The following is a 22019-nucleotide window of genomic DNA, read 5'->3' as shown; positions in this document are numbered from 1 at the left end:
CCGTCCCCGTCATGGACCCGTTCCACGTGGTCCGCCTCGCCGGCGACGCGCTGGATGTTTGCCGGCGTCGGGTCCAGCAAGACACCACCGGTCACCGCGGGCTCAAGGGCGACCCGCTCTACAAAGCCCGCCGCACCCTGCACACCGGGGCGAGCCTGCTCACCGACCGGCAGCGGGCACGCCTGGACGCAGTGTTCGCGAGCGAGGAGCACGTCGAGGTCGAGGCGACCTGGGGCATCTACCAGCGCATCGTCGCGGCCTACCGGGAGCCCGACAAGAAGAAAGCGAAGGCGATGATGCAGGGGGTGATCGCTGCGATCAGCAGCGGCGTTCCCGCGGCGCTCGTCGAGGTCCGCAAACTCGGCCGGACCATGAAGCAGCGGGCGGGCGACATCCTCGCGTTCTTCGACCGCCCCGGCACCAGCAACGGCCCGACCGAGGCCATCAACGGGCGACTCGAACACCTCCGCGGCTCCGCCCTCGGATTCCGCAACCTCACCCACTACATCGCTCGGTCGCTGCTCGAAGCCGGAGGGTTCAGACCCGCGCTACACCCTCGTTCGTGAAGAGCCGTTTTTTCGTACCTCGAATCATGAAGGAGAGGGGCATGTCGACCAACGACGAGTCCGGCCAGGGCTCGACCTGGAGCGCAGACAACAACGAGCAGGCCACCCACGTCGCGGGTGGCACCGGCGCCGGCGCGACGCCTGCGGGTTCCACGCCCGCCGGGGCCGCGTCGCCGGACGCGGGAGTCTCGATGTCCAAGGACACTGCTGCCTCCGACGACCACACGCAGGCGATCGGCAGTGACGCGACGCGCGTCGCCCCACGATCGGATGCGCCCGCTCAGCCAGCGTGGGGCCCGTCGAGTCAGGGTGGGCAGCAGAACGCCGCGTCGTCGCAGGCATACCCGAGCGCGCCGGGGGTCGGCTATGCCGGGCCGCAGGGCGGTGGCCAGCCTGGGTACGGCCAGAGCGGGTACGGGCAATACCCCGGGGGCCAGAACCCGGCAGGTCCGTCGTACGGCCAGGGCGGTTACCCGGCCGCTCCGCAGGGCGGTTATCCGTCGGCGCCGCAGGGTGGTCACCCCTCCAACAGCCCGCAGGGCGGCTACGGCTCTGCGCCGCAAGGTGGTTACCCGTCGAACAACCCACAGGGTGGCTACCCCTCGTCCGCCCAGAACGGCTACGCGTCGAACAGCCCGCAGGGCGGCTACCCCTGGTCCCCGCAGGGCGGTTACCCGTCCGCGCCCCAGGGCGGCTACCCGTCGTCCCCGCAGGGCGGTTACCCGTCGTCGCCCCAGGGAGGCTATCCGTCGAACAGCCCTCAGGGCGGCTACGCGTCGTCCCCTCAGGGCGGATACCCGCTCTCGCAGAGTGCGGTGGTGTCGAACCAGCAGCACTACACGTCGGCGCCGTACGGTCGGTCGTTCGCACCGGGCGTCGGGCAGACGGGCGCGGCGACGGCGACCGGCGTCGGCGCGTCGCACGCAACGTCGACCGCCTCGCCTGTCGCCAAGTTCGGGCCGTTCGTGCCCGCGCTGCTCGGGCTGATCGCGCCGTTCGTGGCGTGGGTGACGTTCAAGGCCGGCAGCGAGTCGGTGGCACTCAACGGCATCGGCGGCAACAGCGACGCCGCGAACTCCGCGCTCGGTGGGTCGAAGAACACGGCGGGCATCTTCGTCGCGATCCTCGCCCTCGGCCTCGTCGCGGCCGGGGTGCTCGCCTTGCTGGGCAAGCTCAACGCCAAGGTGGCGGGCCTCGTGACCGCGGCGATCGGACTCGTCATCCTCATCCTCGGCATCGTCCAGTTCCCGTCCGCGTCGAGCGCCGTGAGTTCGAATGGTGCGGCCGCCGGATACACCGCCACGATCGGTGCCGGCGTCTGGCTGACGCTGCTCTCCGGCCTCATCGCGATCGCCGTCGGCGTGGTCGCGTTTCTGCAGTCCCGCAAGGCGGACGCGACGAACCCGTCGGCGCACAACACGTCGAACGTGCAGGGCCCGCAGCAGCCCTGGGGTCAGCAGACCCACTGACACGCTCAACGGCACGCACCTGACGAGTCCGGCTCGCCCAAGACGGGGTGGGCCGGCCTCGTCGACGCGGTGGTGACGCTGCGTCGACTCCCCTGTCGGACACGGCTGGACCCCGGCCGTGTACGTCCCGCGACGGATGGTCGCCGTCAGGAGGGCCGTTGCGCCTAGGGTGGGTACGTGACTGTCTCTGACACCTGCGCGCCGCCCCCGTCGACCGGTTCGGCGGTTTCGTCGCAGCCGGATGGCAAGGAGTGGCCGCCACTCATGGTGTGCCTCGACATCGATGGCACCCTGTTGCAGTACGACGGCACGATGCACGACTTCACGCGCGACGCCGTGCGCGCCTGTGTCGAGGCGGGGCATCAGGTCGTGCTGTCGACAGGGCGCGCGGTGATCGCGACGAAGCCGATCATCGACATGCTGGGCCTCTCGTCCGGCTACGCGGTGTGCTCGAACGGAGCGATCACGCTGCGTCTCGACAGCTCGCTACCCGACGGGTTCGAGACGATCGAACGCGTCACGTTCGACCCGACGCCCGCGCTGCAGATGCTGCGCGGACAGTGGGAGGACGCCGTCATCGCCGTCGAATCGGGTGACGTGTTCAAGGTGACGGCGCCGTTCCCCGACGGTGAACTCGACGGCGAACAGGTCGTCGTGCCGTGGGAGGAGCTGATGACCGAGCCCGTCACGCGCGTGACGTTCCGCTCGCCGACCGGCACGAGCGAGGACTTCCTCGACCTCGCCGAACGCGTCGGCCTGCACCAGGTCAACTACGCCGTCGGGTTCACGGCCTGGATGGACATCAACCCCGAGGGCGTGACGAAGGCGTCCGCGCTCGAGCAGGTGCGACGCAAACTTTGCGTGGAACCAGCCAACACGGTGGCCGTCGGCGACCAGCGCAACGACGTCGAGATGCTCGAATGGGCCGCGCGCGGCGTCGCCATGGGCCAGGCGCCCGACGAGGTGAAGGCCGCCGCCGACGAGGTCACCGCTCCCATCGACGACGACGGCGCCGCCCTCGTCCTGCGCTCGCTCATCTGACCCCCTTCTGCGATCGACGTCCACATTCGCGATTCCCGTACCCATCTGCGAACGGCGTCCACCTTCGCGTGAGGCGCGTCGATTTGGGATGATGGGGCGTGCCTGATCTTCACCTGACGTCCGCGACGAACCCGCGCCTCAAGGGCCTCGTCGGCCTGCGCAAGCGCCGCACGCGCGAGACCGAGGGCCTGACGCTCGTCGAGGGGTATGACGAACTGGGTCTGGCGCTCGACGCCGGCGTCCGCCCGCAGACGCTCTACGTCTGTGACGAGTTGATGCTCGACGCGGCGCGGCAGCATGACGTCATCGACGCGGCGCGCACTGCGGGCGCGGAGATCGTCACGGTCGCGCGTCAGGCTTTCGAGCGCGTCGCGTATCGCGAGGGGCCGGACGGGTTCCTCGCCGTCGTGCCGGGCGTCAACGCCCATCCGCGCATGCTCGACCTGCCCACCAACCCGCTGCTGCTCGTCGCTGAGGGCGTCGAGAAGCCCGGAAACCTGGGCGCGATGCTGCGCACGGCTGACGCGGTGGGCGTCGACGGTGTCATCGCGGCCGACCCTGTCACCGACTGGGGCAACCCCAACGTCGTCCGCGGCTCGAAGGGCACCGTCTTCAGCGTGCCGGTCGCGGCGGCACCCACGTCAGAGACGCTGGAATGGTTGCGCGTCAACGACATCCCCCTCATCGCGACGACACCCGACACCGACGTCATGCACACCGACATCGACCTGTCCGGGCCCGTCGCCGTCGCCGTCGGCACCGAGAAGTACGGCCTCACCGACGAGATGCTGGACGCCGCGACGTCCCGCGTCCGCATCCCGATGGTCGGGCAGGTCAACTCGCTCAACGTCGCGACGAGCGCCGCCATCGTGCTCTACGAAGCCATGCGACAGCGCGGCGTGCGGGGCTGACGAGCGGCCACCCGACGCACTCAGGTGACCCCGGCGCCGCGAGCGAGGTGCCCCCCCCCGCCACCCGTCCGCACCGGGGCGCCAGCCCGTGACGCGGCCCCGCGTCGCCGAGACGTGACCCTGATTACAAGCTGTGTTGGGTGACGTGGCACAGTGTCTCCATGCGGATTGACCACGTGATGTATGCGGCCGAGAATGACGGCCTGCAGGCCACAGCCGAGCGCCTCTCGCAGCAGCTCGGCATCGAAGTGCGTGACGGCGGCGTGCACCCGCGCTTCGGGACGCGCAACATGATCCTGCCGCTGAGGCAGGGGCGTTTCGTCGAGGTCGTCGAAGCGCTGGAGCACCCGAGCGTCGACAAGATGCCGTTCGGTCAGGCCGTCAAGGCTCGCTCCGCCAACGGCGGCGGCTGGGTCGGCTGGGTCGTCGAGCTCGACGACATGAGCGGCCCCGTCGCCAAGCTCGGCCGCCCCACCACGGAAGGTCGCCGTCACCGCCCCGACGGTGCGGAGATCACGTGGCAGCAGATCGGCGTCAGCGACCTCGTCGTCGACCCGCAGCTGCCGTACTTCATCCACTGGGACGACCCCGCGCAGCACCCGTCGAAGGACGGCGCCACGGACGTCGCGCTCAAGGGCATCATGCTTGCCGGCGCGCCCGAGCGCGTGCGCGAATGGCTCGGCCTGACGGGCGAGCCCGGCGTCGACCGCGAGGACTGGGAGCCCGACATCGACTTCCAGTTCGTCGCGCCGCACGGCACCCCGTCGGTGCTGTCGGTGACGTTCGCGACCGCCAAGGGCGACGTCACGATCTGATGATCTGAGGGGCGGCGTTCCGTCCTGACGTCGAGGGCCGAAACTCTGCAGTCCGGAGTTTCGGCCCTCAACGCATCTGGTGAGGTCTGAAACTCCGCATTGCGGGATTTCAGCCCCCGACAGCCGCGTTGAGAGCTGAGGCCCCGCCATGCAGGATCTCAGCTCTCAGCGAGGCAGCCGCGGGCTTCAGCAGATCGCCAAGGGGCGCACGAGCCTTCGTCGCAGGCCAGTGCACGTCAGGCGTCGAAATGATCCGCTGGGCGTCAGACCTCGAGGAAGTCGACCAGCTGCGGAGCGATACCGACGTACGTCGCGGGCGTCATCTCGACGAAGCGTGCTTCGACGTCGGCGGGCAGGCCGAGGCCGCGCACGAACTCGCGCAGGTCGTCGCCGGTGATGCGGCGTCCGCGCGTCAGTTCCTTGAGGCGCTCGTAGGGCTGCTCCATCCCCGGCACGCCCTGGGCGCCGAGCGCGCGCATCGCCGTCTGGATCGGCTCGCCGAGCACCTCCCAGTTGGCTTCGAGGTCCTTGGCCATGGCGCCCGGCACGGGGTCAAGACCGCCGAGGCCCCGCGCGACGTTGTCCATGGCCAGCACCGAGTGTCCGAATGCGGTGCCGATGTTGCGCTGCATCGAGGAATCCGTGAGGTCGCGCTGCAGGCGCGACGTGACGAGGGTCGAGCCGAGGACGTCGAGCAGCGCCGAGCTGACCTCGAGGTTCGCCTCCGCGTTCTCGAAGCGGATCGGGTTCACCTTGTGCGGCATCGTCGACGATCCGACGGTGCCCTGGCCGCGCACCTGCGCGAAGTAGCCCATCGAGATGTAGGTCCACACGTCGGTGCACAGGTTGTGCAGGATGCGGTTGAAACGCGCCATGTCGGCGTACAGCTCGGCCTGCCAGTCGTGGCTCTCGATCTGCGTCGTGAGCGGGTTCCACGTGAGGCCCAGGCCCTCGACGAAGCTCTGGCTCAGCGCCGGCCAGTCGGCGCTCGGCACGGCGGCGGTGTGCGCGCCGAACGTGCCGGTGGCGCCGTTGAGCTTGCCGAGGAACTCCTGGGCCTCGATGCGGCGCAGCTGTCGGCCGAGGCGGTGCGCGAGCACGGCGAATTCCTTGCCCATGGTCGTCGGCGTCGCCGGCTGGCCGTGCGTGTGCGCGAGCAGCGGCACGTCCCGCATGTCGCGGGCCATCGTCGCGACCTGCTCGACGAGCGTCGTCGCCTTCGGCAGCCACACCTGCTGCGTCGCACGCTGCACCATGAGGGCGTAGCTGAGGTTGTTGATGTCCTCGCTCGTGCAGCAGAAGTGGATGAGTTCCGAGAGCTGTTCGGCGTCGTCGTGGCCCGCGTCGGCCACGATCTGCGTGAGGCGGCGCTTGAGGTAGTACTCGACTGCCTTGACGTCGTGCACCGTCTCGCGCTCGATCTCGGCGAGTTCGGCGATGTCGTCACCGTCGAACTCCTCGACGACGTCGCGCAGCGCCTCCTTCTCGCCGTCGTCCAGCGCGCGCACGCCGTCGAGAATGCCGGCGTCGGTGAGGTGGATGAGCCACTCGACCTCGACGTGGACGCGCATCCGGTTGAGCGCGGCCTCCGACAGGTGGTCGACGAGCGGGGCGACGGCGCCGCGGTAGCGGCCGTCGAGGGCTCCGAGGGCGATGGCGGGCTGGGTGTCGGCGAGGCTGTGCATGCACCCATTGTTCCAAACGACGAGCCCCGGACGCGTGTCGCATCCGAGGCTCGTCCTCACGGTGGAGTCAGCGCTTTCGGGCCCGCAGCGGGAGCCACACCGCCAGGCCCATGAGCGCCATCGCCAGCGGGACATGGACGGCGGCCATGACGTCCTTGCCCTCGTCCACGATGAGCCCCCCGAGATAGGCCTCGAGGATCAACAGCACCGTCAACGCCAGCGCACCGAAGGTCAGGTCGGTGCGTTCACGCAGCTTCAGAAACGCCCACACCGTGGCGAGGAGCGCGAACCCGATGGCGGCCTTCCCGCACCACGAATGGACCTCGAGCCAGGGCGTCTTCTCAGGGTCGGTGTCGGGCGTCGACATGAACAATCCGGCCCACAGGCCCTGCAGCAGCACGGCGAGCGACGCGACGCCGACGAGTGCTGCGAACGTACGAGTGGGTGCCGTCGCGGCTGAGGAATTCGCGGGCGTGGAGCTCGTCATGATGGTCCTTCGCGTGGAATGAAGCAGTGTCACCACAGCCAACCGCGTCCACCTAGGAGAAGGCTCTCGTCCGGAACCGGCAGACCTGACAAGTACCTGGGATTTTCCTGGGTCAGGGCCGGCTTACCTCACCTGCTCGTCACACGGCGTCTCGATCGTTCTCGGCCTCGTTCTCCGCCTCGGGTGAGAAGGCGATGACGTTGAAGGTCTCACCCTCGGGCCCGCGAATCGTCGCCTCCGGCCCGAACGGGGTGTCGAAGCTCATGAGCACCTCGCCGTCGAGCTCTTCGACGATGGCGACGGTGGAGTCGCGGTCGGCGACGACGAAGTGCGTCAACCAGTTCGCGGGAACGTCGTCGGGCAGCTGCGTCGCGAGGTGCATGCCCGCGACGACCTCGCCGTCGCTCGCGCGCTTGATCGTGACGTAGTCGCTGCCCATCTCCTCGTAGGAGAAGCCGAAAACCTTGCCGTAGAACGACTTCGCGCCCTCGAGGTCGCGCGTCATGAGGTCGTTCCAGCCCACGGAACCAGGCTCGTTGAAGATGCCGAACCCGGGGTGCTCGCCGCCCTGCCAGACACCGAACGCGGCCCCCTCGGGATCCTGGAAGAACGCCATGCGTCCTGTGTTCGGCACGTCCATCGGCTCGACGAGCGTGCGGCCGCCGGCGTCGCGGATGGCGCCAGCGGTCGCGTCGACGTCGTCGCTCGCGAAGAACGTGGACCACGCGCTCGGAACGTCGGGCTGCATGCGCGGCGCCAGCCCGGCAGCAGTGTGGTGATGCTTGAGCGCGACGGCGTAGCCGCCCATGTCGTCACCGCCCTCGCGGATCTCCCAGCCGAACAGCTTGGCGTAGAAATCCTTCGCCCGGTGCATGTGGTCGAAGCTGCAGTCGACCCAGTTGGGCGTGCCGGCGGGCCAGTTCGTGGTGCGGGTTGGCATGACGACTCCTTCGGTCGCGGTGAGGCCGGCCGGCCTCGCTCGGTGACGTTCCCAGCCAATCACGTGACGCTGACAACCGCGCGGTTCCGGGCCCGCCGGGAATCGCATCTTGTCCGCGGTGCGTCGGCGCCTCGCGCATGAGGCGCCGACAGGCCTCGCCTACGCCGGCCCCGAGATACCTCAGGATTCGGTAGATGGGCTCGACACCATCGCTCAGCACATCGCCGGTCGACGCCGCGAGGCTGGCCCCCACCGTTCGGTGTGCGCCGAGCTTGGAGAACTGCGTTCGAGACGGGCGCGACGGGTAGCACCTGTGACACCCGTCGATCAGCCTGGACCACCGATCGTCGAGTCACTGCGACCAGGTCGCTCAGACGAGCCGATGCGCCCCCGCACTCGCAAGCGCGACGAAGGGCTCCGGCTCGGGGAAGCCGCCGTCGTGCGCCGCGCGTCGAGCAGCCGCGACGGCATCATCGACGCCTTCGACGTCGACGAGCGCGATGACGCACCCGCCGAAACCCCCGCCCGTCATGCGAGCGCCGTACGCGCCACCGGCGACGAGTGCGGCGGCGAGCGTGTCGACGGCCGGGACGGTGATCTCGAAATCGTCGCGCATGCTGACGTGTGACGCCGTGAGCAGCGCCCCGACGTCACGCGCTTTGTCCCGCGTCACGCCACCGGTCAGGAGAGCATCGACGGCGAGGACCCGCGCGGAGTCGGTGATGACGTGGCGCGCGCGGCGGCGCGGCACGTCGGGCAGCCCGGCGAGGCGCGCATCGACGGCGTCGACGTCGCGTCCGTCGATCTCGGCGCACAGTCGCCCGCGGGCGACGCCCAGGGCGTCGGCGGCCTCCTCACACGCGCGGCGGCGCTCGCCGTACGCACCGTCGACGAGCTCGTGCGGCGCGTGCGAGTTGACGACGAGCAGCGCGAGGCCCGCGTCGGCGAGGTCGAACGGCACCTGCATCGTCTCGTTCGTCAGCGTGTCGAGTCGCAGCGCGTGCCCCGCTTCGCAGAGCACGGACGCGAGCTGATCCATCGTTCCGGTTGGTGCTCCCGCGATCTCGTTCTCGGCGAGGCGCCCGAGCCTGGCGATGCCCGACCCGTCGAGCCCCCAGCCGGCGAGGTCGTTCCACGCCGACGCCGTCGCACAACTCAAGGACGCCGACGACGACAACCCGGCGCCGCGCGGTACATCGGCCGCGAACGCGATGTCGAGCCCCGGCACGTCGAGGCCGTCGCGACGGGCGGCCCATCCCACGCCGGCGGCGTAGGACGCCCATCCGAGGCCCGCCTCCCGCGACACCTCGCCGAGACGCACCTCGACACGCTTGCCTTCGGAGGCGAGGCGCACGAGATCGTCGTCACGCCGACGTGCGACGGCGACCGTACCCGTCGGCAGGGCGATGGGTAGGACGTAACCACCGTTGTAATCGGTGTGCTCACCGATGATGTTGACGCGGCCCGGCGCCCACCACGCACCGTCTGGTTCGCCTGCGTCCGAGCCGAACTCGCGATCGAACAGGGAGCTCGCGTCGTCGAGCAGGCGACGCTGCGTCGAGGTCGGCGTCGTCATGACGACTCACCCACTTCGCGGCCTGAGCCGCCGTCGAACGCGTCTGCCACCTCACGCAGGCGCTGTGCGACAGCTTCGGGGGAGACGTCGTTGCTGAACGCACCCTGCCCCGACTCGGTGCCGGCGAGGTACTTCAGCTTGTCGGCGCTGCGACGAATAGAGAACAGCTCGACATGCAGCCACGCGAGCTCGCGGTCCGGGTGATCGGCCTTGGCCGGCGCCTGCTGCCACGCCGAGATGTACGGCAGCGGCGCGTCGTAGAGGGCATCGAAGCGGGTGAGGACGTCGCGGTACAGCGCCGCGAGCCCGTCGCGCTGGGCGTCGTCGAGGGCCGCAAGGTCGGCCACCTGCGTCCGCGGATACAGGTGCACCTCGACGGGCCAGCGCGCCGCGAACGGCACGAACGCCACCCAGGTGTCGTTCTCGGCGACGATGCGGGCGCCGTCGGCGAGTTCGCGGGCGATGACGTCGCCGAACAGGTTGCGCCCCGTCGCGTCATGGTGGGCGCGGGCGCGCGCCAACTCCGTCGCCGCGCGTGGCGGCACGAACCCGAACGCGTAGATCTGCCCGTGCGGGTGTGGCAGCGTCACCCCGATCTCGACGCCGCGGTTCTCGAACGGATAGACGTACTCGACGCTGTCGCACGCGGACAGTTCGCGCGTGCGGTCGGCCCACGCGTCGACGACGAGGCGCGCCTGCTCGAGGCCGAGATCCTTGAACGACGCGTCGTGTCGTTCGCTGAAGCACACCACCTCGCACGCGCCGTGCGCGGGAGCCGAGGCGAACAGCGGGTCGTCCTCGGTCGGGACGTCGACGACCGCGTCTGACAGTGCCGGGAAGCGGTTGTCGAACACGACGACCTCGTACGAGTCGGACGGCACCTCGCTCGCGTATCCGTCGCGACTGGGGCACAGGGGGCACTCGTCGGCGGGCGGCATGAACGTGCGGTTCTGCCGGTGCGCGGCGAGCACGATCCGTTCGCCGGTCAGGGGATCGCGACGGATCTGCGACATCGGGGTCGTCGTCGGCAGGTCGCGGGTGTCGGGGCTCGGCTCACGGCCCGCGGTGCGGTCGTACCAGCGGATCGTGCGGCCGTCAGCGAGACGGCCGTCGGTTCGGAACATCACAGATGCACCCATTCTGTTGCGTGCGTGCGGAATTCGGCAGGCTCCAGGCTAGCCGCGCCGGTCGGGATGCGGCCGAGGGGCTGGGCGCCGGCCGCGGTGGGCAGGTCGTCGATGTTGGTGCGCTCGGCGAGATCGGGCTCGCTCGGGTAGCTGCCGACGACGTACCCGATGAGGTCGAGCTCGCGGCGAGCGAGGGCCTCGGCGGTCAGCGCCGTGACGTTGAGGGTGCCCAGGCGCGAGGCGACGACGAGGACGAAACCGGCGCGAGCGCCGGCGTCGCGCAACGCGATTCCAAGGTCGGCCAGGGTGTTGCCCTCGCCGTCGAGGTGCACGAGCAGCCCCCCGGCACCTTCGACGATGACGGTGTCGACGTCGTCCCTCTCAGCGATCTCGAGGACGCGACGAGCGTGCTCGGCGACCGTCGGCAGCGTCACCTGGGCCAGCCGAGCTGCGGAATCGGGGGCGAGCGGGTCGGGCAGCCGGACGAACTCGTGCGTCGTGAGCGAGCCCGTGGCCGCGTCGTCGCCACCCAGATCACCGACAAGACGCGCCACCTCGTCGACGTCGCCGGCCTCGCCCGGCGCGAGACCCGTCTGCGTGGGTTTGACGACGGCCACGTGCATGCCCTGAGCGATGAGAGCCGCGGCGATGGCGGCCGTCGTCACCGTCTTGCCGACCTCGGTGTCGGTGCCGGTGACGAGCAGGATGGGCGCGGTCATGCGATCTCCTCGAGAGGTGGGGAAACGGGCGGGCTGGCAGCAGGTCGCGGAGACTCCGAGCTGCCGGCTCGTTCGTGCGACGTCGCGCGAAGCACGCCGTGCAGGATGCGTTCGACGTCGGCGAGGTCGTCGTCAGTGATACCGGCGTTGGCCGTCAGGCGTAGGCGCGAGATGCCGTCGGGTGTGCTCGGTGGGCGGAAGCAGCCGATGCGCAGGCCCTCTCGTCGGGCAGCGTCGACGGCGGACACGGCACTGCGCGGTGACGGCATGGGAACGCTGAGGACGGCGCCCGCAGGCACCTCGACGCCGACGATGTCGGCCAGTCGTGCTGCGACCTCGCGGGTGCGTGCGGCGAGTTCGGGTCGCGCGACGAGCTGGCGCAGAGCACCCAGCGCGGCTCCGGCTGACGCGGGAGCCAGGCCGGTGTCGAAGATGAACGGGCGTGCCGTGTTGACGAGATGCTCGCGCAGCGCGGCCGAGCCGAGGACCGCGCCGCCCTGGGCGGCGAGGGATTTCGACAACGTCACGGTCGTGATGATGCGCTCGCGGCCCGGGCGATCGAGCAGAGCGAGCGCCCGCACAAGGCCTTCGCCCCGCTCGCCGATGACTCCGAGGCCGTGTGCCTCGTCGACGACCAGGAGCGCATCGTGCTCGATCGCGAGGTCGAGCAGTTCGCGCAGCGGGGCAGCATCCCCGAGCACCGAGAAGATCGACTCGACGACGATGACGGCGCGCGGCTCGGTGCGTTCGACGAGCTTGTCGCGGACCGCGGCCACGTCGAGGTGCGGAGTGACGGCGACGCGCGCCTTCGCGAGCCGCATCCCGTCGATGAGGCTCGCATGGTTGTGCGCGTCGCTGATGATGACGGTGTCGGGTGTGCCGAGGGCCGTCATGAGGGAGAGATTGGCGTGGTAGCCCGTGGAGAACACGAGTGCGGCCTCATGCCCCAGGTGCGTGGCGAGTTCGCGTTCGAGCGTGACATGCGAGGCATGCGTGCCCGTCACGAGGCGGCTCGCACCGGCGCCCGCACCGTCGTCCTGGAGCGCGGCGACGGCTGCGGCGATGACGTCAGGGTGTCGCCGCAGCGCGAGGTAGTCGTTGCCGGCGAGGTCGATGCTGACGCCGTCGAGCTGGTCGTCGACGGCCATGCGGGTGAGGCCCAGCTCTTCGCGGCGCTGTGCGGCGTCGCGCAGGAAGACGGCGTACTGATCGACCTGACCGCCGCGGACGGTCGCATCCGCTGGGGCTGAGGCGCCGGCGTCAAGGCCCCCGCGTGGAACGGCTGCGCCGTCCGTCGAGGCTCCGGGCTCCATTCCGTCAGGCCTGCTCATCGCGACTCCTCGCTAGCTCGGTAGCCGGCGTCGACGCTCGCCCGCACTGCGGCCGTGACGCCGCGCACGATCGTCGCGAGATCATCGTCGGTGCACACGTACGGCGGCATCGTGTAGATGAGGCCCCGGAACGGGCGGATCCAGACGCCTTCGGCCAGTGCCGCCTCAGTAGCGCGCGTCATGTCGACGTCGCCCTCCAACTCGACGACGCCGACCGCACCGATGACGCGGACGTCCTTCACACCCGCGATGCTGCGCAGCGGGCCGAGCCCGGCCTCGAGGGCGCCCTCGAACTGTGCTGCGCGCGTGAGGCGTTCGGCGTCGAGCAGGTCGAGGCTCGCAAGTGCGACGGCGCACGCGAGGGGGTTACCCATGAATGTCGGGCCGTGCATGACAGCGCCCGTGCGATCGCTGATGCGCTGGGCCACCTCGTCGCTGCACAGTGTTGCGGCGAGGGTCAGGTACCCACCGGTCAACGCCTTGCCGACGCACATGATGTCGGGTGTGACGCCGACGCGTTCGGCCGCCCAGAGGGTGCCGGTGCGTCCGAAACCGGTGGCGATCTCGTCGAAGATGACGAGCGCCCCGTGCTCACGGGCGAGTTCGGCGAGGAATCGCACGCACTCCGGGTCGTGGATCCGCATGCCGCCGGCGCCCTGCAGCAGGGGTTCGAGGATGACGGCGGCGATGTCGTCGGCGTGCTCGGCGAACAAGCGCGCGGTCTCGTCCTTCCACGCGGCCATCTCGCCCGCGTCAGCGTCGAGACCGGACGACGGGTCCGCGGGCGCGGGCGGCAGCGGAGCGAAGATCTGCTCGGGCAGCGTGCCGCGCCAGAGCGTGTGCATACCGCCGTCGGGGTCGCAGACGCTCATCGGGTGCAGCGTGTCGCCGTGGTAGCCGCCGCGGACGGTGAGGATGCGACGCCGTGGCCGGTCGTCGGCGGCGAAGCACTGCAGCGCCATCTTCATTGCCACCTCGACGCTGACGGAGCCCGAATCGGCGAGGAACACTCGGTTCAACGCCGCACGTTCCGGCTGTGGGTGCGGCGCCATCGCGACGAGGCGCTCGGCGAGCCGGATCGCGGGTTCGTGCGTCAAACCGCCGAACATGACGTGCGACATGCGCTGTAGCTGCCCCGTGGCAGCCGAATCGAGCTCCGGCACGCCGTAGCCGTGCACGGCGCACCACCACGAGCTCATCGCGTCGATGACGTCGCGGCGCGTTCCGTCGGCCTCGACGAGACGCAGCCGCACGCCGGAGGCGGACTCGACGACGTGGGGCGGTACTCCTGCCGTGGCACTCGCGTAGGGGTGCCACACGTGGGCGGCGTCGAGGGTGAGCAGCGCGTCGACGTCCGTGGTCATGGCCGCATCCTCTCATCCCACGCCCGGTTACCCGCGAGTCCGGAAGGCGGTCTCGAGCACGGGCGGCGTGATGCGTCTCACCCTAGGATCGAGCGCCGACAACCGCGTCCTTCCGCGGTTGTCGGCCGTTCTCGCTACTGTGAGGCCATGATCACGGATCTCGCGGTGACCGCCATGATCGGCGCCTGCGTCCTCGCCGCCATCGCAGCAATGACGGCGTGGCTCGCACGCTCGATCACGTCGGGCACGCTGCCCTTCGGCGGTAGGCTCGCGCTGCGCCCGCGCGGCGTTGCACGCACCCCTGAGGCGTTGCTCGACGCCAACCGCGCCGCCGCGCCCTTCATGATGCGTTACGCGCTCATCGTGGGGGTGCTCGCCGTTCTCGTCATCCTGGTCGCGCCGTTCAGCGACATCGCCGCCGTGATCGTGCACCTCGTCGCCATCGTCATGGTGTGCCTCGGCGCATGGGTGTGCTGGGCGAAGGCGCGACGAGCCGCCGCGTCTTCGTCCGTCGTGGATCCCACCGTCGGGACGACGGATGCCGCGCGGCCCGAGTAGCGCAGATCAGATGCCGTAGCGACGAAGGAAACCGCTGAGATCCTTGCCCGCGGCCTTCTGCGCCTCGGCCTTGAACTGGGCGCGGGTGATGCTCGAGTGGGCGTGGCCCGTGGCCAACGTGCGCAGGAATGCCGTGAAGCGCGGTGCGCGCGCCTGCTCGATCGAGCCGTCCATCTCACGGCGCAGCTCCCGCATGAGGCCACCCGCGTACTGATACGTCAGCTTCGCCACCTTCATGTGGGTCGGCACGCGCCAGGTCGTGGGCGGCGTCAGCAGGGGAGCCCACATCGCGGCGGAGGTGCCTGACGTGGCACGCAACATCTGCACATAGTCCCATTCCAGGAGCTGCGCCAGGCCCTCCTGGATCAACACGACGTCCGCCCAACTCGCCGCGGTCACGCTGTTGCCGAACCACATGTGTGCATTCTCGTGGGCGACGAACGCGGCTGTGTTGCAGGACGCGTCGTAGGTCGGCCCGCCGACGGTCTCCTGAGCGCCCACACCAATATCTTCGACCAAGACCCCGCCTGCGTGCGAGAAGGGGAAGCTGCCGTAGCGCGCCGCGAAGTATGACAAGGCCCGCGGGGTGTGATCGAGCAGGGTCGATTTCGTGAGCCCCGGCTGTGCCGCCACGCCGTAGGGAACGTCACGCCCGCCGATCGACCACGTACCCGAGGTGACGCTGAACGGCCCGACGGCGAGGCCGAGTTGGTAGGTGGCGCTGGGTTCGGCGACAGCGAAGCGAATGTTCGTCATCGCGGTGCGGCCCGAGGTGTAGAACGTCTGTGAGGTCGGCCTCGCCAGCATGACCCGGTTGGCCCGCTGGGTCGAGATGCTGACGCCGTAGGTCGATTTCACGTCGAGCCGGTCGTTGCACGGGAACCAGTGCGTGGCGGCGATCGGCTCGCCGGCGACGACGAAGTGCGCCCCGGCGCTCAACAGCGAGGCGGTGCGGTTCGCGTCGGCGGAGACGTTGTAGCCGACCTTGAGCGTGAATCGCGCTCCCGCCGGCAGCGAGAAGCCGCTGACGGTGAATCGGCGATGCCCGCCCTGGTCACCGTACGTCGTGGCGACGCTGGACGTCCTGGAGAATCGCACGGCCTTGCCGTTGATCGACACGACGTTCGGTGTGTGCTGGAAGTCGACGAAGAGGTTCGTCATAGATCGCGCAGCGACGCACGTCATCGTCGTCGAACCGAAGAGCCGCGGCGAGCTGCCGGTGAGGATCGTGTCACCGATCTGGTAGTGCAGCACGCGGTAGCGGCTGTCGCCGAAGCGCGGGTACGAGGGGTCTGTGGTGTCGGCCAGTGCTGACGTCGTCGAAGTGGCGACACAGCCCAGGGCCGCGGCGCCCGCACCGCCCAGGAGCGCATTCCGGCGGCTGACGTGTGAACAGGTCAATTCGGGCATCGTTCCCCCTCGCGACATGGGCCTCGACCCCTGTCGATGCCTGAACCCTCAGGATACGTTCAGATGTGACTCGGGTCACCCCCGACGTCGCTCACGACCTCGCGTCTGCCGGCCACGCGCGGTCAGACGCCGGCGCCGCCACTGATCGCGCCGTGACGGGAGCACTCGGCCGACCATCCCGTCGGGATGATCTGCACCTTCATGCGCCGCGCGCACTGCGCGCAGAAGCGCGGCGGCTCTTCCAAGGCGAGCCACCGAGCGCACGTCGCGTGGTCGGCCGCCTCGGGCGCCAACCCGCACCGCGTGCAGAACGCGGGCTCATCACCCGAGTTGTCCGCCGCCGCGACCTGCGAACCCCGCCCACGCACAGCCGGGCCCCCCACGACCGCACCCTGGTCGCGGCCCGGCAGCGTCGCGTCACTCATCGTCGTCATCTCTCGTGCAGGGCGCGTCAGAGTGTCGCGTTGAGGGCCTTGATCGGCATGTTGAGCTCGCCGAGCAACGACAGGTCTTCCTTCGGGTCGCGCCCGAGCGTCGTCAGGTAGTTGCCGACGATGACGGCGTTGATGCCGCCCATGAGCCCGTCACGCGTGCCGAGGTCACCGAGCGTCAGCTCGCGGCCGCCCGCGTAGCGCAGGATCGTGCGCGGCAGTGCGAGACGGAACGCGGCGATCGTGCGCAGCGCGTCGTTCGACTCCATCGGCTCGATGTCGCCGAACGGCGTGCCGGGGCGCGGGTTGAGGAAGTTGAGCGGCACCTCGTGCGGCTCGAGCTCGGCGAGCTGCGACGCGAGTTCTGCGCGCTGCTCGAGCGTCTCACCCATGCCGACGAGACCACCGCAGCACAGTTCCATGCCGCTGGCCTTGACCATCGTGCACGTCTCCCAGCGCTCCTCGTACGTGTGCGTCGTGACGACGTCGGGGAAGTACGACTTCGCGGCCTCGAGGTTGTGGTTGTAGCGGTGCACACCCATGTCGCGCAGGTCGTCGACCTGCTCCTGCGTCAACATGCCGAGAGACGCCGCGACCTGGATGTCGACCTCGTCGTGGATCGCCTTGACGCCCTCGCGCATCTGCTCCATGAGCTTCGCGTCCGGCCCGCGCACGGCGGCGACGATGCAGAACTCCGACGCGCCCGTCTCGCGCGTCTGCTTCGCGGCGCGCACGAGCTGCGGAATGTTGAGCCACACCGAACGCACCGGCGACGTGAACTGCCCCGACTGTGAGCAGAAGTGGCAGTCCTCGGGGCAGCCGCCCGTCTTGAGGGAGACGATGCCCTCGACCTCGACCTCGTCGCCGTTGTACTTCAGGCGCACCTCATGGGCGAGCTGCAGCAGCTCCTCGAGGCGATCGTTACCTGTGCGCAGCACCTCGACGAGGTCGTCGTAGCCGAGCGGCTTGCCCTCCTCGAGCACGATGCGGCGAGCGCGCGCCAGAACGTCCTCGTCGGACGTGGGAGCCTGCGTGAGCGGTGCGTCGGTGATAGTCATGCGGCCTAGGTTAACGACCATTAACCGAGAATTGGGCGCCGGTCCTGAACCGGCGAGTAGGTGTTGAATGCCTTGCCCCGTCAGGAGCAGGGCGCGCGGGCCCGCCGCGCCTCCCGCATCCCGGGCGGCCGTGGGCATACCCACCCGAGCGGGTGGGGTTGCACCACGCGACGAAGCGCCGCCTCGACGTTTCGGCCCACGCCCTCGCCGTCGAGATCCGCGGCGACGGCAAGGGGCTCGACGTCCTCGTCAACAACGCCGGCGTCATGACGCCCCCGGAGCGCATGCTGACGAAGGACGGCCACGAACTGCAGTGGGGCAGCCACTTCCTCGGCCCGTTCGTCCTGACGAACCTGCTCCTGCCGACGCTGCTGGAGGGGCGCGCGCCGCGTGTCACGACGATGTCGAGCATCGCCGCGCAGGCGGCGTCGATCGACTTCGCCGACCTCGAGTGGGAGAAGAAGTACTCCTCGTGGCGCGCGTACGGCCAGTCGAAGCTCGCCGACCTGCTCATGGGCCTGCATCTCGCCGCAGGAGCGCGGCTGGAGGCTCCTTTCCACCATCGCGCACCCCGGCTACACGAAGACCAACCTGCAGAGCGCCGGCGCCGCGCTCGGTTCCGGACGCACGACGATGATGATGCGCATCGTGGACCCCGACGTGCTGCCGAGCATGGACGCCGTCCAGGGCGCCGGCCCCGAAATCATGGCCGCCACCGACCCGGCGGCCCGGAACGGCGCGTTCTACGGCCCGAAGAGCCGCACCGGCATGACCGGAGAGGCCGCCGAGGTGCCGGTGTACCGCAGCGCCAAGGGCCCGACCCTCGCCGCATCCGTGTGGGCCCTCGCGGCTGCGACGACGGGCGTCGACCTGCCGCGCGTCTGAACCGCTGACGGGCGAAACCCCTGACGGACCAGGCACCTCACGGACGAAAGCTCCTGACACGACGAAGCGGGCTCCGAGACCAGATGGTCGCGGAGCCCGCTTCGTCGGTCAGCGCTCAGCCGGCCGGGTCTCTGACGCTCAGCTCGTACGCGGGCGGTCCTCGTCGTCGCGGGCGAGGTGCTTCGGCGTCGAGTGGCTCTCACCGGCGAAGAGTTCCTCGACGATGCTCGCCGGCGTCGCGCCGTGCAGACCGGGCGTCGTGGCCGCGTGCTCCGAGGCGGCCGCGTCCGTCGTCTCCGTCCCCGCAGCGTCGGACGAGGCGGCCGAGCCGGCAGACGCAGCGGCGACCCCATCGGTCGTGCCGGCGGCTGCGCGCTCCGCAGCGTGCTCGGGCGAGCCGGGGCGCGCGCCGTGCTGGCTGAGGCTTTCACCTTCGACGTCGACGTTGGGCATGATCTTGTCGAGCCACTTCGGGATCCACCAGGCGTGCTTGCCCAGCATGAGCATGACGGCCGGGATGAGGATCATGCGCACGAGGAACGCGTCGAGGAAGACGGCCGTCGCGAGCGACACACCGATCGTCTTGATGAGCGCGTTGTCCTGCGAGGCGAACGCGGCGAACACCGAGATCATGATGAGCGCGGCGGCGACGACGACGCGGCCCGAGTGGCGGAAACCGTCGATGACGGCGTCGCGTGCGTCCATGCCGTGGGCGTACGCCTCACGCATGCGCGTGGTGAGGAAGACCTGGTAGTCCATCGCGAGGCCGAACACGATGCCGATGAGCAACGTCGGCATGAAGCTCATGATGGGCTGCGGGTCGAACCAGCCGAACATACCGTCCTGGACGAGCTTCACCGTCACGCCGAGCGTCGCGAGGATCGAGGCGAGGAAGCCCAGCGTCGCGAGCAGCGGCACGACGATCGAACGGAACACGAGCACGAGCAGGACGAACGCGAGCCCGACGACGATGGCGAGGTACGGCGCGAGCGCGTCGTTGAGCTTCTCCGACACGTCTGCGGCGATCGCCGTCTGGCCGGTGATGCCGACCTTGACGTTGCTCGACTTCTCGATGTCGGCCTGACCGTCGCGCAGGCGCGTCAGCAGGTCGTCGGTCTTCTTGTCGGCGGGGCCCGTCTTCGGCGTGATCATGACGACGGCGCCGTCACCCTTCTTCGCCATCTGGACGATCTGCGCGTTGGCGACGTCGTCCTCCTTCGACGCCCACTGCACGACCTTGCCGTACGCCTGCATCTGCTTGCCGGCGAGTTCCTTCTGCGCCGCGGCGTCCGTGCCGGAGACCTTGATGTCACGTCCGTCGAGTACGGCGATCATCGGGGCGTTCTTGCCCGGGCCGAAGCCCTCGGCGAGCAGGTCGGCGCTCTGACGCGCCTCGGTGTTCTTCTCCGCCGTGGCGTCGGAGGGCAGGCCGAGGTGCAGGTTGCTCACGGGTGCCGCGAGCACGCCCAGAAGGGCGACGACGCCGAGCGCGACGGCCCACGGAGCCTTGCGGATGCCGCGACCGAGTCGGACCGAACCGTTGACGAAGTCGTGGTCGGAGTCGTCGGCGGTCGTGTCCTTGCGCACCCGCCCACCGAACGCCTTGCCCTTGAGCATGCCCATGAGAGCGGGCAGCAGCGTCAGGCTGACCATGACGGCGACGAAGACGGTGCCCGCGGCGCCGAGACCCATCGCCGTCAGCATGCCGATGCCGAGCACCGAGAATGCGGACAGCGCGATGAGGACGGTGAGACCGGCGAACACGACGGCCGAGCCGGCCGTCCCGAGGGCACGACCCATCGCGTGGGCACGCTCGTCGTTCTTCGTCCGGTCGACGTGCCGCAGCTCGCTGCGGTAACGCGACAGGATGAACAGCGCGTAGTCGATGCCGACGGCGAGACCGATCATCGACGCGAGCGCCGTCGTCGTCTCCGGCAGGTCGAAGAAGTACGTCGCACCCGTGATGCCGAGCGTGCCCAGCAGCAGCCCGATGACGGCGTTGAGGATCGGCATGCCCGCCGCGACGAACGAACCGAACGTGATGACGAGGACGACGAGCGCAACGGCGATGCCGATGAGCTCCGAGGTGCCGCCGGGCTGCATCATCTCCTGCATGCCCTGACCGCCGGCGACGATCGTCAGACCGTTCTTCGCCTCGGCCGCGGCATCCGAACGGATCTGCTTCTGCGTGTCCTGCTTGATGTCCATGACGTTCTCGACATCGAAGTTCCACGAGATCGTGCCGATGCGCCCGTCCTTCGACAGCGGCGACAGGGCCTGGGCGTTCGCCTCGGCCTGCTCCTTCGTCATGCCCTGCTTCATCGACTGCGCGACGAGCTGCTTGCTCTGCATCTGCGCGGCGACGACGGGGTTCGCGATGGTCTGCGCCTCAGCGCCCTTCGGCATCTGCGGTGCGCTCTGCAACTTCTTGACGAGCGCGTCGATCCGGCCCTTGTACGGCTGCTCGGAGAGCGTGTGACCCGCCGGCGCCTTCAGGACGATCTGGCCGTTGACCTGCTTGTCGGCAGCTTTGGCATCGGGGAAGAGCTCCTTCTGCATCTCGGCCGCCTTGAGCGACGGGATGCCGGGGATGGTGAACTCGCTGGACATCGGCTTGCTCTTGGCGGCGGCGAAACCACCGACCGCGAGGATCGCGATGAGCCAGCCGACGAGGAAGAACGGCCACTTCTTGTAAGCCGTCCGCCCGAGGCGGTAGAGGATGTTTGCCACGAAGATCTCCTTGCGAGTGGCGGGTGGACGAAGGATGCGCGACGCAGTGCGTCGAGACGGTGGTGATGAGACGGTGGTGCGAGACGGGTGGTGAACGTGGGCCGATCGGGCGGGCTCGCGGACAAGGGCTGATGGGGGTCTGAGAGGGCGGGCGTCGCTGCCTCAGTGCTCTTCGTGCACCTCGACGGCGGCTGCGAGCACCTCGTGGAATCGGGTCGTGAAGTCGATCGGCGGAGCATCCTGGCCGCCCGCGAAATCCTCCAGCGTCAGCTTGAGCATGCTCAGCATCGTCGTGGCGAGGACGCGGGCCCGCAGATCCGACGGCTCCCACCCCTCCCGCTGGGCGATGGCGTCACGCAGCATGGCGGCGACGACCTCGAAGCGGTGGGCGACGAGTTGCATCACCTTCGCGTCGGACATGATCGCCCGATTGACGAGGGCGCGGTGTCCGGGGCTCGTGGCGTCCAGGTCGTCGGCGGAGGCGATGACGGTGTCGATGGCGTGGACGAGATCGTCGACGAGTCGGCCGTGGGGCTGCTTCTCGAGGAACAGTTCGAGCGCCCCGGGGCGCGGGTTGTTCTCGTCGAACGGGCCGAGAACGGCCGAGGCCTTGTCCGGGACGTGATTGAACAGGGTGCGGCGGCTGACGCCGACGCGTTCGGCCAATTCGTCCATCGTCAAACCGTCATAACCCCGTTCGATGACGAGGGTCGCGGCAGCCTCCTGGATCTCGACGAGACGCCGCATCGCGCGCGCCGTGCGAGACGCGGGCTGGGTGCAGGCTGTGGTGTGCACGGGCCCCCTTCGACTGTTGCACTGAAATCTTCAGCAGTGCAATGTTGCACTTTCGTCGCGCTAGGTGCAACTACGGCGGGGGTGACCTGCCTCACGGCGGGTGCTGCTCGCTGCGATGGCG

The 22019-nt window shown here is 69.5% G+C and carries 20 protein-coding genes; 7 read left to right on the top strand and 13 right to left on the bottom strand.

The window, feature by feature from the left end; genetic code table 11:
• From NQ706_RS06790 to NQ706_RS06770, 5 genes are all read left to right on the top strand, one after another.
• On the top strand, positions 1 to 566 hold a 566-nt coding region (locus NQ706_RS06790; RefSeq protein ID WP_404360619.1), incomplete at its 5' end, for a transposase.
• A 41-nt stretch (positions 567 to 607) separates the two neighbouring features.
• Positions 608 to 2035: a hypothetical protein gene (locus NQ706_RS06785; protein ID WP_038566575.1), complete on the top strand. Its 1428-nt coding sequence runs from the start codon at positions 608 to 610 to the stop codon at positions 2033 to 2035.
• A 177-nt stretch (positions 2036 to 2212) separates the two neighbouring features.
• Positions 2213 to 3076, top strand: a complete 864-nt coding sequence (locus NQ706_RS06780) for an HAD family hydrolase (RefSeq protein ID WP_081873548.1) — start codon at positions 2213 to 2215, stop codon at positions 3074 to 3076.
• Positions 3077 to 3174: 98 nt separating this feature from the next.
• On the top strand, positions 3175 to 3987 hold the full coding sequence (locus tag NQ706_RS06775) for an RNA methyltransferase (RefSeq protein ID WP_038566579.1): 813 nt from the start codon (positions 3175 to 3177) through the stop codon (positions 3985 to 3987).
• Between the two features lie 161 nt (positions 3988 to 4148).
• Positions 4149 to 4802 carry a VOC family protein gene (locus NQ706_RS06770; RefSeq protein WP_038566581.1) on the top strand — a complete coding sequence of 218 codons (654 nt, stop codon included), beginning with the start codon at positions 4149 to 4151 and terminating at the stop codon, positions 4800 to 4802.
• Positions 4803 to 5065: 263 nt separating this feature from the next.
• Here NQ706_RS06770 and purB read toward each other — a convergent pair whose 3' ends face one another.
• The 8 genes from purB to NQ706_RS06730 form a co-directional block, all read right to left on the bottom strand.
• A complete protein-coding gene (gene purB / locus NQ706_RS06765) occupies positions 5066 to 6487 on the bottom strand; it encodes an adenylosuccinate lyase (RefSeq protein WP_038566583.1) in 1422 nt (473 codons plus the stop codon).
• A gap of 67 nt (positions 6488 to 6554) precedes the next feature.
• A complete protein-coding gene (locus NQ706_RS06760; protein ID WP_038566585.1) occupies positions 6555 to 6974 on the bottom strand; it encodes a hypothetical protein in 420 nt (139 codons plus the stop codon).
• A gap of 139 nt (positions 6975 to 7113) precedes the next feature.
• Positions 7114 to 7914 carry a VOC family protein gene (locus NQ706_RS06755; protein WP_038566587.1) on the bottom strand — a complete coding sequence of 267 codons (801 nt, stop codon included), beginning with the start codon at positions 7912 to 7914 and terminating at the stop codon, positions 7114 to 7116.
• A gap of 370 nt (positions 7915 to 8284) precedes the next feature.
• Positions 8285 to 9490 (bottom strand): galactokinase, encoded by a 1206-nt coding sequence (gene galK / locus NQ706_RS06750; RefSeq protein ID WP_038566590.1) that lies wholly within the window; start codon positions 9488 to 9490, stop codon positions 8285 to 8287.
• Complete coding sequence (gene galT, locus NQ706_RS06745; protein ID WP_038570100.1) at positions 9487 to 10614, bottom strand: galactose-1-phosphate uridylyltransferase; 1128 nt, start codon at positions 10612 to 10614, stop codon at positions 9487 to 9489. Before galT ends, galK begins: the two co-directional genes overlap by 4 nt.
• A complete protein-coding gene (gene bioD / locus NQ706_RS06740; RefSeq protein ID WP_038566593.1) occupies positions 10614 to 11336 on the bottom strand; it encodes a dethiobiotin synthase in 723 nt (240 codons plus the stop codon). The genes galT and bioD overlap by 1 nt, the downstream gene beginning before the upstream one ends.
• Positions 11333 to 12667, bottom strand: coding sequence for an 8-amino-7-oxononanoate synthase (locus NQ706_RS06735; protein ID WP_235181988.1), 1335 nt, complete (start codon positions 12665 to 12667; stop codon positions 11333 to 11335). The genes bioD and NQ706_RS06735 overlap by 4 nt, the downstream gene beginning before the upstream one ends.
• On the bottom strand, positions 12664 to 14031 hold the full coding sequence (locus tag NQ706_RS06730) for an adenosylmethionine--8-amino-7-oxononanoate transaminase (protein WP_288756303.1): 1368 nt from the start codon (positions 14029 to 14031) through the stop codon (positions 12664 to 12666). The genes NQ706_RS06735 and NQ706_RS06730 overlap by 4 nt, the downstream gene beginning before the upstream one ends.
• A 147-nt stretch (positions 14032 to 14178) precedes the next feature.
• Here NQ706_RS06730 and NQ706_RS06725 point away from each other — a divergent pair, with 147 nt between their 5' ends.
• Positions 14179 to 14589: a hypothetical protein gene (locus NQ706_RS06725; protein ID WP_006946976.1), complete on the top strand. Its 411-nt coding sequence runs from the start codon at positions 14179 to 14181 to the stop codon at positions 14587 to 14589.
• Between the two features lie 6 nt (positions 14590 to 14595).
• On the opposite strand, the gene NQ706_RS06720 is transcribed toward NQ706_RS06725, so the two are convergent.
• From NQ706_RS06720 to bioB, 3 genes are all read right to left on the bottom strand, one after another.
• Positions 14596 to 15990, bottom strand: coding sequence for a M1 family metallopeptidase (locus tag NQ706_RS06720; RefSeq protein ID WP_167539821.1), 1395 nt, complete (start codon positions 15988 to 15990; stop codon positions 14596 to 14598).
• Positions 15991 to 16121: 131 nt separating this feature from the next.
• Positions 16122 to 16424 (bottom strand): hypothetical protein, encoded by a 303-nt coding sequence (locus tag NQ706_RS06715; protein WP_150112703.1) that lies wholly within the window; start codon positions 16422 to 16424, stop codon positions 16122 to 16124.
• Between the two features lie 26 nt (positions 16425 to 16450).
• Positions 16451 to 17488, bottom strand: coding sequence for a biotin synthase BioB (gene bioB / locus NQ706_RS06710; RefSeq protein ID WP_038566607.1), 1038 nt, complete (start codon positions 17486 to 17488; stop codon positions 16451 to 16453).
• A gap of 648 nt (positions 17489 to 18136) precedes the next feature.
• Between bioB and NQ706_RS06705 the strand changes: the two genes are divergently transcribed.
• The gene (locus NQ706_RS06705) at positions 18137 to 18373 is read left to right on the top strand and encodes a hypothetical protein (RefSeq protein WP_235181989.1); all 237 of its coding nucleotides are present in this window, start codon (positions 18137 to 18139) and stop codon (positions 18371 to 18373) included.
• A 138-nt stretch (positions 18374 to 18511) separates the two neighbouring features.
• On the opposite strand, the gene NQ706_RS06700 is transcribed toward NQ706_RS06705, so the two are convergent.
• Positions 18512 to 21103, bottom strand: coding sequence for an MMPL family transporter (locus tag NQ706_RS06700; protein ID WP_038566609.1), 2592 nt, complete (start codon positions 21101 to 21103; stop codon positions 18512 to 18514).
• A 162-nt stretch (positions 21104 to 21265) separates the two neighbouring features.
• On the bottom strand, positions 21266 to 21898 hold the full coding sequence (locus NQ706_RS06695) for a TetR/AcrR family transcriptional regulator (RefSeq protein ID WP_051805526.1): 633 nt from the start codon (positions 21896 to 21898) through the stop codon (positions 21266 to 21268).
• Positions 21899 to 22019 lie beyond the last annotated feature (121 nt).

The sequence above is a fragment of the Dermacoccus sp. BD5 genome (assembly GCF_044878485.1).
Classification (GTDB): Bacteria; Actinomycetota; Actinomycetes; order Actinomycetales; family Dermatophilaceae; genus Dermacoccus; species Dermacoccus nishinomiyaensis.
The sequence above is the reverse complement of the archived record's forward strand: the minus strand, read 5'-3'. Positions and strand labels throughout refer to the sequence as shown.